The sequence below is a fragment of the Thiocystis minor genome, from assembly GCF_016653465.1.
GTDB lineage: Bacteria > Pseudomonadota > Gammaproteobacteria > Chromatiales > Chromatiaceae > Chromatium > Chromatium minus.
Window position 1 is genome coordinate 1 of record NZ_NHSQ01000106.1, and the last position, 10,744, is coordinate 10,744.

Annotated in this window: 11 protein-coding genes; 3 read left to right on the forward strand and 8 right to left on the reverse strand. The window is 61.2% G+C overall.

Features of this window, described 5'->3' with window-relative positions:
* Positions 1-300: 300 nt before the first annotated feature.
* The 4 genes from CCR95_RS14990 to CCR95_RS25400 all read right to left on the reverse strand — a co-directional run bounded on the left by CCR95_RS14990 (position 301) and on the right by CCR95_RS25400 (position 1,597).
* Complete coding sequence (locus CCR95_RS14990; protein ID WP_201095923.1) at positions 301-768, reverse strand: DUF6165 family protein; 468 nt, start codon at positions 766-768, stop codon at positions 301-303.
* A 127-nt stretch (positions 769-895) separates the two neighbouring features.
* A complete protein-coding gene (locus CCR95_RS14995) occupies positions 896-1,123 on the reverse strand; it encodes an IS66 family transposase (RefSeq protein WP_420825661.1) in 228 nt (75 codons plus the stop codon).
* The gene (locus CCR95_RS25910; protein ID WP_201095946.1) at positions 1,120-1,353 is read right to left on the reverse strand and encodes a recombinase family protein; all 234 of its coding nucleotides are present in this window, start codon (positions 1,351-1,353) and stop codon (positions 1,120-1,122) included. The genes CCR95_RS14995 and CCR95_RS25910 overlap by 4 nt, the downstream gene beginning before the upstream one ends.
* A complete protein-coding gene (locus CCR95_RS25400; protein WP_207188643.1) occupies positions 1,265-1,597 on the reverse strand; it encodes a recombinase family protein in 333 nt (110 codons plus the stop codon). The genes CCR95_RS25910 and CCR95_RS25400 overlap by 89 nt, the downstream gene beginning before the upstream one ends.
* Positions 1,598-1,800: 203 nt before the next feature.
* On the opposite strand from CCR95_RS25400, the gene CCR95_RS15010 reads away from it, so the two are divergent.
* On the forward strand, positions 1,801-2,523 hold the full coding sequence (locus CCR95_RS15010) for a hypothetical protein (RefSeq protein ID WP_201095929.1): 723 nt from the start codon (positions 1,801-1,803) through the stop codon (positions 2,521-2,523).
* A gap of 94 nt (positions 2,524-2,617) precedes the next feature.
* Here CCR95_RS15010 and CCR95_RS15015 read toward each other — a convergent pair whose 3' ends face one another.
* From CCR95_RS15015 to CCR95_RS15030, 4 genes are all read right to left on the reverse strand, one after another.
* On the reverse strand, positions 2,618-4,198 hold the full coding sequence (locus CCR95_RS15015) for a hypothetical protein (protein WP_201095931.1): 1,581 nt from the start codon (positions 4,196-4,198) through the stop codon (positions 2,618-2,620).
* Between the two features lie 154 nt (positions 4,199-4,352).
* A complete protein-coding gene (locus CCR95_RS15020) occupies positions 4,353-6,134 on the reverse strand; it encodes an ABC transporter ATP-binding protein (protein ID WP_201095937.1) in 1,782 nt (593 codons plus the stop codon).
* Between the two features lie 4 nt (positions 6,135-6,138).
* Positions 6,139-7,464 (reverse strand): 3-deoxy-D-manno-octulosonic acid transferase, encoded by a 1,326-nt coding sequence (locus CCR95_RS15025; RefSeq protein ID WP_201095939.1) that lies wholly within the window; start codon positions 7,462-7,464, stop codon positions 6,139-6,141.
* Positions 7,461-8,369 carry a lysophospholipid acyltransferase family protein gene (locus tag CCR95_RS15030; RefSeq protein ID WP_201095940.1) on the reverse strand — a complete coding sequence of 303 codons (909 nt, stop codon included), beginning with the start codon at positions 8,367-8,369 and terminating at the stop codon, positions 7,461-7,463. The genes CCR95_RS15025 and CCR95_RS15030 overlap by 4 nt, the downstream gene beginning before the upstream one ends.
* A gap of 272 nt (positions 8,370-8,641) precedes the next feature.
* On the opposite strand from CCR95_RS15030, the gene CCR95_RS15035 reads away from it, so the two are divergent.
* Entirely contained in the window at positions 8,642-9,097 is a 456-nt protein-coding gene (locus CCR95_RS15035) for a hypothetical protein (protein ID WP_201095942.1), read from the forward strand.
* Positions 9,098-9,464: 367 nt separating this feature from the next.
* A complete protein-coding gene (locus CCR95_RS15040; protein WP_201095944.1) occupies positions 9,465-10,526 on the forward strand; it encodes a glycosyltransferase family 9 protein in 1,062 nt (353 codons plus the stop codon).
* Positions 10,527-10,744: the final 218 nt, after the last annotated feature.

Consider the following 10,744-nt stretch of genomic DNA (forward strand, 5'->3'; position numbering starts at 1 on the left):
GCGCCCGCAGTAAGGGAAATTCGCAGGAAAAGTGCCTTTTTGGCCGAAAAAGGCTATTTTCGAGGAAAATAACCTCTTGATTGTCTTTTCCAGCCAATCTGAACGCCCAAGTCCGACAGGCTGCTAGAGCGGCGGCCGGCGCCTATCGATTACGCGGTGAGGTTCGAGGTCCGGTCAGACCCGGAGAGGTGAAATTGCTTAGCGAGCCCGGATTGAGCCGTGCTGTTACTCATTTACGAAGGAATCCTTACCGTTAGCCAGCCTGGCCACAAAGCACCGCAAGGCCGCATGGGACGACGCCTATCGCGCTAAGGTGTTGTTCGGCTGAGGATTTATACGCGCTCGCCCTGGGGTGCTGGGCGACGCCTTGGCATACTCCTTCTCTTCCAGGATCGATGAGCCATCCGCAACGCTGATGGCGCGCTTGATGTCGTGTCGGACGTCGTTAAACCGATGGATGTCCCGGGCTACACGCGCGTACTTCCTATCGCCAATCTCGTTGCAGTCCAACTGCCGAATGCGATCTTCAAGATCCCAGAGATGCGCATTCACCGTGTGCAACTGTTCAAAGGAGGAAGCCCTGATGCTGCGTCCGCTTTCCTCCAGGATCTGGGTAAGAAGGCCAAGTTCTAGCGTAACGTTGCGGCGCCGCTCTATGTCGACCAAACGCTCCTGTTTTAGCGTCAGGATACTGATGCGGTCCAGTAACTCCCCCAAAGAAACTGGGATCAAGAGAAAACTCTCTGGACAATCGTCACCTTGGCTCATATGTTAACTCATTGAAATTTTATGTTTTTAAGTTTAGCTTGATTCAAAATTAATAGTGGCCGTTCAGAGACCCGGCATTGGAGTCGGCAACGGAACCGCCGCGCGACCGGCGCGCGGCGCTCCGCGATCACGCCGGCCACCAGGGCACATAGCCGCGCTTGCGACAGGTGTCGATGACACTGGCGAGCAAGGTGAAAGCGCGCGATCCGGCTTCACTGAGCGTCCCCATCATGATGCGACGCGCGATCGCCCAATGGCGCAGCGCCCGCTCGGCGTCGTTGTTGGTGAGCGGCCACTGGGGATTCTCCAGCACCCGAAAGATGGCGTCCCAGTCATTCCACAGCTCGACCGTCAAGGCGCGCGTCCTGGCGTGCCGGTGCCCGAGCAGACGCACGCAGGCGGCATGCCGTTCGGCAAGCAACTGGGCGTGGATTTGCGGAAAATCGACATCGTCCCCTTCAGCCCCAACAGCAACCGGTCGTTGTCGGTCTGCGGATCATAGACCCCGTCGGCATCCCCGATCAGTGTCGCAAACAGTCCGCAGACTTCGAGCAATTGATAACAGTCCCGCGAGCTGCGTGCCAAGCGCGAGATCTCGATGCCAAGAACGATGCCGACAGGATCCAGACCGACTTTCGGCCATCAGCCGCTGAAAGCCGGGCCGACCCTCGGCGCTCGCCCCGGAACGGCCCAGATCCTCATCAATCAGGAGGATCCGCGAGGTGGACCAGCCCAGCTCCACCGCCCGATCCACCAAGGCATACTGCAGCCGGGTCGACTCCTGGTGGCACTCCACTTGCCGCAGCGTGGATTGGCGCACGTAGACCACGGCCTAGCGCTGCAGATGCGAGGACTGGATCTTTCCGTACGTCAGGTTGGTCGGCGCACGGTACACGGGCGAGAGGACGGTGCTCATCGGCGTTCTCCTCTGCCGTCCCGGCTGCGCTCAGCCGATGTTCGACCAAGCGGCTCAGCAGAACAATCAGGCACTCTCGCTGACGCGGCGGCAGTGTGCTCCAGCGGATCGGAGCCTTGCGCGCCATACCGGTGATCCAGCCATTTCGCAAGCTCCAACAACACCCTACAATCCAGTATTGGCGACGCTTGATGGGTTGTCAAAAACGCATTCTGCGTCGTCTTCAAGCTCGAATGCCTCAAGCGGGTCCACAAGCTCAACCATTTCGCGCTGCGCGCGAAGCTCTATGTCGAGGTGCTGCAGCAGGCCTTCGGCGAACTCTAGCGTTTGAAGGCGGCTGCGTAACATCAGTTATGAAAGTTATCGACATTCAGGGCGTAGTTGTCAGGGGTTGTGGGAAATTTCGCAAACAGATTTGCCTCCCTGATGATTTATTAAGTGGACACGGAGATTGGATGCCGTCATTTGTGCAAGGAACACTCAACGTCCAATTTTCAATTTCTCAATTGCCAAGATTACTCCAATCACATGGGCTACAAGCGCTGGATTTAAAAGACACTTTTCCGCCCTCCATCTATCGATCAGGCGCCGACGTACCTGGCAACACCATTCAGTCGAATGGCAAAAATCCTCGGCAAGGCGATCTCCAATTGTGGAGGGCAATTTTGATTAACCACCAAACCCAAACGAAACACAAGTGTTTTCTGATCAGGCGAGTTAAAAGCCGGTACAGAGATAAAGCCGAAATACTCGGCCAACATAATTTCCGCGAGAATTGGAAATTTGCTGATGGACATCAAGTATCGATTCAGGTGTATTCTGGAGCACACGAAACCTAACAATCGCATAGTGGGACCTGCTCACGAGCTATCCGTTCTCTGGCTGGAGAATCCGAGAGGTCAAGCTCGTGCCGACGCCGCACACGCGAGGATCTTACCCATCATGATCGACGACATTCCGGACAATCGCCGCAGGGGGCAATTCGATTAGCATCATCTGATTCGTTGTGCCAATAACGTCACCGAAGTCCCGAGCCAGGCCGGCAAGCCCGTAGGGCCGCAGCAGAATCAGGTAACGCGCCCTCTCCGCATCCTCAGTCTGTAATTCTGACATGATTTCATCGTACCGATTGACCAGCTTGGCTAAGTCCTTTCGACCGGCTAATTCTATTGGCAATTGTCGCTGCCAGGCGTAGAGATCGGTATATGGAGCCTGCGACGGCACAATGGTCTGCTGTGACCGGTTGGCATGTGTTGTGGCAACGAAGACCGGCGACCGCAAAGCCGCCAGGGATGCCACATGCCAATAAGCGCGCTCGGGATCCGAGCCTGAATGACGTGGGTTCGTGACGTCGATACCGACGATGATGGTGCTGCCTGGCTTGATCAAGCCGAGCAGCTCATGGATGCGCCGCATCTCGACATCGAAAACCGAGAAGCTCATCGACAGATAGACGCCCTTGATCAATAAGAAGGCGACCAGACTGGTTGTAATTAGTGTCGTCTTCCAGGATTCCCTGAAGTCGATTCTGATCGATGCGCAGCCGAGCAAGGCTATCCCGAGCGGCAGTCGATCAACGATGTAGCCGGCTTCGCCATAGTTTCCCGGCGCAAGAAGGAACGCCAGGGTCACGAGCAGGATCGGCAATGCCATGTCCCTGCTGAAGCGCACTTTCCCGAGAATCATCGCGGCTCCGACAAGAATGGCCAGGCAGACAAGACCCGGATCCGTCGGTGCGGAGCCGGGATCAAAGGTGCCGGATGATAGCGAGCCGATGAAGACCGACCATTTCTCTGCCAGCGGGTGTGGAAAGAGCTGCGTGACCCTGGAATCACCGCCGAGCGTGGTGGCGTAGAGATAGACCGGCGGCACGAAGGGGATGCAGGTTACGACGAAGTCGAGGAGTTGCTCCTTGGCTGATGTCCAGCTCGAGTAAGCCAGGTTTTGAATCCCGTAGCCGATGATGACCAGGAAATACAACGCGAAGACGATCAGGTGCATGTAGTACAAGAGAAGACAGAAGAGCGTGCCCAGCACGACCCTCTGCGAGAGACCCTTCTCCTGGATGAGCAGCCATAACCAGATGATCCATAGCATCACGCCCAATCCAAATAGGTAATTCAGAAACCCCATCGATAGCGGCCAGTTGTAGAGCAGCGCGCCTCCGAGAAGCGGCCCGATTGGCACGGACTGGGGGCCGAGGAGACGCCTGTTAAGGATCCATAGGCCGGAAACCTGGAGAAAAATGATAGCGACGAGAAAGAGCCGGCCGGCGGTCTCTATGCCGAACAGTGCGTGAAATGCCCCGATGACAATATCCAAAGCGACATTGGGGGGCGTGATGCTGTTGTACGCATAGAAATCGGAGAACTGCGAGAGATTCGCATGGATATAGACCCGAGCCAGGTGCGAATAGTAGTCAAGGAATGGAGGAAATCTGACGACCAGCAGCGGTAACACCAGGATCGCACAGACAAGGATGCCAAGATGGAGTGAGCGGTTCTTCAAAGCCATGATTGGAGCGATTGATTGGCATCGTCTGCGGTTGAATGGGTGCCGAAGGGGTTGAACGGTCTCTTGAACTCAACGGCGGCGAAAGGCGTCGACATCGCTACGGGTGGTGGCGAGCGCCCAATGGCCAAGACGAGGAAGGACACACCGCGGCGCTTCATGGCGTCGGCGGCGCGACGCCCCCAAACAATGTAGCGAATGGTCCGAGGGATGCGGACAGCGCGGCATAGGTGCCTTGCTCGACGATCTTCCCGTGCTCCAGCACGAGGATCTGGTCTGCCGCCGCGATCGGGGCGAGACGATGCGAGACCAATAGGATGCTGCATCTCTGACTGTGTCGGCGCAACCGCTCCAAAACCCCCCGCTCGGTGGCTGGATCCAGCGCCGAGGTGGCCTCGTCCAATACCAGCACGGGGGCGCCCTTGACCAGCGCCCGGGCGATGGCGACGCGCTGGCGCTGCCCTGTGGACAGTCGGATCCCCTTCTCGCCAACCGGGGTAGCATATCCGGCGGGCAGGGTCTGGATAAAGTCATCCAGCATGGCGACCTGTGCGGCGGCGGCGAGTCGCGCTTCGTCCAAGTCTTCCCGGCCCAGGCGGATGTTCTCCTCAATGCTGGCGTCAAACAGGAAGAGATCCTGCCCAACGTAGGCGTAGAGGGCATTCAGAAGCGCCGGCGACAGCTCCCGAATATCGTGTCCATCCAGGGTGACGCGGCCGCTCCAGGGGTCATGGAAGCGTAGCAGCAGGTCTACGAGGGTCGATTTACCGCTGCCGGTGGGTCCGCAGAGAGCGGTGATCCGACCGGGTGAGATGGTCAGATCAAGATCTGAGATCAGCGGGGAATCGGACGTCCCGTAGCCGAAGCTGACCCGTTCCAAACGGATGGTCAGTGGCCGCTGCAACGGGAGGCTGGTCATCCGGCCCGAGGGAGGGGCCATGGCGGGCCGGCGATCCATGAAGCGATAGAAGCCCTCCGCCAGCACTAGATGTTGCTCCAGTTGCAGCTTGAGGTGAGACAGACGACGGGCCGGATCGTAAGCGAGCAGGAGCGCGGTGATGAAGGCCATGAATTCGCCGGGGCTGGTGCCGGCGGCGATCGCCATCCAGCCCGCGTAGAGGATGACGCCGGCGATCGCCAGGCCACCGAGGGCCTCCGACAAGGGCGCGGGCAGGGCGTTGATGCGCAGGATGTGATTGGTCCTCTGTTCCGATTGACAGGCAACCGCGGCGAAGTCTCGCTCCAGCTTGGGGCCGAGATCGAAGGTCTTGACCGAGCGGATCCCCTGGGCGGTCTCCTGCACTAGGGAAATGAGCTTGATGTCCGCATCATGCTCCTGGCGCACCATGGCCCCAAGCTTTGCAGTCAGCAGCCGCACGAAGCCAACCACCAGCAGAGCGCCGGGCAGGGCGAGGGCGAAGAGGAGCGGCTGCTGCGAGAGCATCACCAGCACCAAACCGGCGAGAGTGAGTAGGTCGCGCGCCACCCCGATGGCGAGCAGCTCGATAGCCCCCTTGACGGCATCGATCTGGTGTATCAGCCGAGCCACCAACTCGGAGGAGTTGCCTTCGACGAAGAACCTCAGCTCCTGACGCAGCAGTTGGGCGTAGAAACGGCGCCGCAGCGAGGCGGTGATGGAGCTGCCGATACGCCCGAGCAAGATGCGGGAGCCGTACTCGCCGAGGCCCTTGAGCACAAAGATGCCAGCCACTGCGGCCGACAGCAGCCAGAGCAGATCAGCGTTCTTGGCGACGAAAATATCGTTTACCACGTCGCGCATCAGCCAGGCGCTGGCTGCGGTGGCCGCTGCCGCCAGCGCCATGCAAAGCACCGCCGCCAAATAGGACCGGCGCCGCGGCAGCACCTCGTCCCGTAGCAGTCGGCGCAGCAATGGCGACCAGGTCTTGGAGGAAAGGGACTCCCGGCGGAGCATGCTCATGGATTCAACCGCCCTGATCGATTAGCTCAACGACGGCCTGTCCGTAGCCGCTGGCACGCTCGCCCTCCCGCTCGGCGCAGAGGCGCGCCCGGCGTCCCAGATCGGTCGCCCTGGCCGGGCTGCCCAGCAATTCGGCAAGCCGGGCGGCCAGCTCCGTGCGGTTCCGCACCAGGCAGAGCGCATCCCGTGCCAAAAAGCGCTGGGCCACTGAGGCGAAGTGCCTCAGGTGTGCGCCGACCAGGATGGGCCGGGCGAGCCAGGCCGCCTCCAGGAAATTGTGTCCGCCGCGATTCGTCAGGCTGCCGCCCATGACAACCACATCAGCCCTGGAATAGAAAGGCGTCAGGTGTCCCATGCGGTCCAAGATCAGCACATCCCAATCCTGATCGCGCCAGTCGTCGCCGGACAGCCGGCAAGGGTGCCAGCCGCGCCGTGCAACGGTACGCGCCAGCCCGGCTGCCCGTTCGACATGCCGGGGTGCCAACACCAGACGCAGACGGGGGAAGGCACCTCGCAGCTCGGACAGAACATCGAGCAGCCAGCGCTCCTCCGGGGCATGGGTGCTGCCGGCCACCAGCAGCCGCGCGGGCACGCCGTCGGCATCGTGGACGTGGTATGGCTCGAGAGGAGTTGGGGGCGGAAAGACGTATTTCGCGTTGCCGAGCACTCGGATCCGCCCTGGGCTCGCCCCGATGCTCATGAAGCCGCGACGCTCGGTCTCGTCCTGGGCACCGATCCAGGCGGGACAGGCCAAGACCTGGGTCATGAATCCTCGGATCAGGCGGTATTTCCAAACATCGCCGGGGTACAGCCGGGCGCTCACCACCGCCAGCGCGATGCCCAGATTTCGGCAGGTGTCGAACAGGTTTGGCCATAGCTCGGTTTCGACCACGACCAGCGCCCGCGGCGACCAGTGCTTCAGCCAGCGACTCATCGCGGTCGACCTATCCCAGGGCAGCAAGGTGACGCCGCCGATGCAGTCCAGTTCCGCTTGCAGGCGGTGTCCGATCTCAAGTCCCGAGGTGGTGCTGGTGGTCAGAAGCAGGCGCAGTTCTGGACGCAGGGCCTGGAGTTGGCGGGCAATGGTCCCGGAGGCCGCCATTTCTCCGGCCGAGACGGCGTGGATCACCAGCTGTGGCGACCATGTTGACTCCCGGTCAGGCTCGCCGAGCAATTGGCGCAAGATGGTCCGATCCTCGTGTCCGAGCAGTTGGCGCAGCCAGTGGCGCGGTCGCAGAAGGCAGTTCACCACCAGCGATAGGACCACCGAGTATAGCTGCAGCGACCAGCGGCCCCAGGCATCCTGGCCGCCATCCGCGCGACGACTCATACCCGTAGCCCGGGATAGAGATCGGGCTCGCCGGGCGGGCGCTTCTTCCAGCGCGGATGCAGCCAGAAATAGGCTGTCTTATGCTCGCGGATAATCGCCTCGAAGTGACGATGCACCGCTAGCATCGCCGCATCGTCGTCCTCGGGCAGCGATCTTAGCCAGTGCATTCGGACCCGGTGCCGGCCGCCTAGGCGCAGACTGTCCACGGCCACTACCTCGGCGCCTGTCCCACGGCGCAGCCGGATCAGACCCTGCATTGTGGAGGCGGGGATCCCGAAGAAGGGCACGAAACGGCCATCCAGGTGCGCGTTCTGATCCACCATCAGCGCCAGGGTCTCGCCCCGTCTCAGCGCCGCCAAACTGGCTGCGGCGGCGCGACCGCGCGGGATCACCTGGATGCCCCAGCGCTCGAAAATCCGGTTCATCAAAGGGTCCAGCAGCAAGTTGTCTAGCGGCCGGACGATCGCGCTCACTTTGTAGCCCTCCATGGCCGCGCACATCAATGGCCAGTACCAGTTGCCGAAATGAAAAGACACCGCAATCACACCTCGCCCCTGGTTGACGGCCATCTGAAAATCTTCATAGCCGCTCGGCGGCAGGGTGTAGCGGATGACCTGATGGCGATCCATACGATACAGGCGAACGAACTCGAAGAAGGTTTGCACCATGTTGCTGAAAGCTGATTTGATACAGGCGGCGGACTCGACCTCGGACAGCGAATCGCCGAAGGCAATGCGCAGGTTGACGCGGGCGATCCGTCGGTAGTTGGGCAGCAGGAGGTACAGCAATGCTCCGAGACCTTGCCCCATCGCCAGTCCGAGACGGTGAGGGATCAGTGCGATCACGGACAGCAAGCCCGCGAGCGGGAGTGCCTCCAGCCAGTTCATACTGCTCCGTTTTTTCATTCCGCCTCTTAGGGGTGTGCGATCGAATCGCGGATACTATAGCCGAATGTTCGCTCTTGTTGGGCCAAGTACGGAAATGGCGTCTCATCACCAAGTTAGCTCCGCGGCCGTGGGTCTGCTATTCTCGGACTCGTCCTTGATTGGGATAACGATAGAGATTGACAGCATGGTTTCGCCTGGGTCTTATGCGCCAGCGCGCATCGCTTCCCACCCTATGAGTCGCCGATCCCTCGACGGGCCTGCACTGTATGGATAGCCTATCGTCGGAGGGCATGAGAACGCCTAGGCCTCGCCTCTTTCGCGCGCTCGGTGAGAACGAACCGCCCTCGGCGCTCGTTATCGCGGGGCGTCCCTACCGCCGTGCCGCTCATCTCAAGCACGACTCCTGGGCGGCGACGGCGCTCTACGAGGCAGAGAATGGGGAGCGGGTCGCCTGTAAGTTCAACCGGGTCGAGCCTTTCGCCTTGAGGCTGCCCGCAGTCTGGATTGGCCGTTTCCTCGCGGCCCGCGAGGGGCGCGTCCTGCGCCTGATGCATGGGATCGCTGGCTTTCCGAAATGGGTTGGACCAGTGGTGGTCGAAGGAAGGGAATTCCCGAACGCCGTCGCCCATGAATGGATCGAGGGCTGCCCGTTCAATCCGTCGGTTTGCGTGGGTGATGAGTTCTTTCCCCGGCTGCGCGATATGGTGACCGCGCTACACTCAACGGCATCGCCTACGTCGATATGAGCAAATGGGAAAATATCCTGGTGGGCGATGACGGCCTACCCTATCTGCTCGATTACCAGATCCACTTCCGACCGCCACCGGAACTGCCGCTGCGCTGGCTGTTACACTGGGGACAGCAGGCTGATCTTTACTATTTACATCGCCATTGGCGCCGCTGCCGCCCCGATCAGCTGCGGCCCGACGAGCAAATAGTCTGGTCGCGGCCACCCCTGCCAGTCTGGGTGGCCGAGGCGATCGGGCCGATCTTTCGACGCCTTCGCCTGCTCATCTTGCGGGCTCATGGCGTCCGGGGTGATCCAAGGAAAGGCCCCCCTGGCGGTCTTGGCGCAGGTCGTGACCGCGCGAACCCAGCCAATTCCAATCGCGCATGAGCGACGCATCCATCCCCACGCCTGTCGAGATAGGCCGGTCGCGACTTTTGATCGTGCGCCTGAGCGCCCTAGGCGACACGGCGCTGACCCTGCCGCTCGCCTTCATGTTGAAGGAGCGTTGCCCGAACCTACATCTGGGATGGGTGGTGGGCGCGCGGGCCGCGCCCCTGCTGAGCGGGATCGACTGCATCGACCAGCTCCACGTCATGCCACGTCCGAGCTACGACATGGCAGGTCGATGGCGTCTGTTGCGCGAGATTCGGGCACAGGGCTATCAGGCGGCCCTCGATCCCCAAGGCATCACCCGCAGCGCCCTGGTACCTTGGCTCGCGGGTATCCCGAAGCGGATTGGATTCGTGCCTGGTCCGCTCGAAAGCCGTGAATTAGCCCCCCTGTTTTTCAATCATTTTGTGCGGATCCCACCGGGCGTTCGCCACATCACTGATCGCACCCTTTACCTGGCCTCCGCCTTGGGCATCGATCCACGGCGGCAGCCGGCCTGTTCAGTGTCTCCGGACCCGGCGGCAGAACAGCGTATCGACCGCTGGTGGGGGGAAGAGGGGTTGATGCCGAACACACTCATCCTGGGGATCGGCGCTGGATGGCCGACGCGGGTCTGGCCACCGGGGCGCCTGCGCGACCTGATCCGGGCTGCCGGTGAACGGGGGGTGCGGACGGTTGTCCTGTGGGGGCCGGCCGAATGCCGGTTCCTCGACGACTGGCGGGATCTGTTTGGGCAGACTGTTTCCTTTGCCCAAGCCACCGACATTCAGGGAATGCTCGCTCTCCTAAAAAAAGGCCGATGCTATGCCGGACCCGATAGTTCTCCTTTGCATCTCGCCTGGCTGCTCGGCAAGCCGACCTTCAGTTGGTTCGGGGCCAGCGATCCGGCACGCTGCGCCCCGCGGGGTCCCGGTCACGTTCATGTTGCGCGCGGGCCTCACCACTGGCGCCGCACGTCCTTGCTGGGCAATCCACTGGCGGGACTCGGGGTAGACGATGTCCTGCCGTCTTTCCACGCCTGGCTGGACGGCCTCGACGGCATACAGACAAACTGAAATCGCCCTGAGGATGACCGGCTCGATGAGCGGGCTTTTCAGCAGCGATCCGAGTGCCGGCATTAGCCCGGATATTTCATAGACCTGTGGGCAGGTCCAGAAACCGACGATCTTGGTGGGGTTCAAAGGCGATTCAGTCGCCAGGAGGGGGGCCGACGCGGGCGAAGCGGGCGGATTGAACCCTTGACGGTCGGAACAGGGCGGCCTGGGCGCCCTGG

What these genes read in the sequence shown, in the direction of transcription:
- CCR95_RS14990 (WP_201095923.1), bottom strand. Translation starts at nt 768, where the DNA reads ATGAGCCAAGGTGACGATTGTCCAGAGAGTTTTCTCTTGATCCCAGTT.
- CCR95_RS15015 (WP_201095931.1), bottom strand. Translation starts at nt 4,198, where the DNA reads ATGGCTTTGAAGAACCGCTCACTCCATCTTGGCATCCTTGTCTGTGCG.
- CCR95_RS15020 (WP_201095937.1), bottom strand. Translation starts at nt 6,134, where the DNA reads ATGAGCATGCTCCGCCGGGAGTCCCTTTCCTCCAAGACCTGGTCGCCA.
- CCR95_RS15025 (WP_201095939.1), bottom strand. Translation starts at nt 7,464, where the DNA reads ATGAGTCGTCGCGCGGATGGCGGCCAGGATGCCTGGGGCCGCTGGTCG.
- CCR95_RS15030 (WP_201095940.1), bottom strand. Translation starts at nt 8,369, where the DNA reads ATGAAAAAACGGAGCAGTATGAACTGGCTGGAGGCACTCCCGCTCGCG.
- CCR95_RS15035 (WP_201095942.1), top strand. Translation starts at nt 8,642, where the DNA reads ATGAGAACGCCTAGGCCTCGCCTCTTTCGCGCGCTCGGTGAGAACGAA.
- CCR95_RS15040 (WP_201095944.1), top strand. Translation starts at nt 9,465, where the DNA reads ATGAGCGACGCATCCATCCCCACGCCTGTCGAGATAGGCCGGTCGCGA.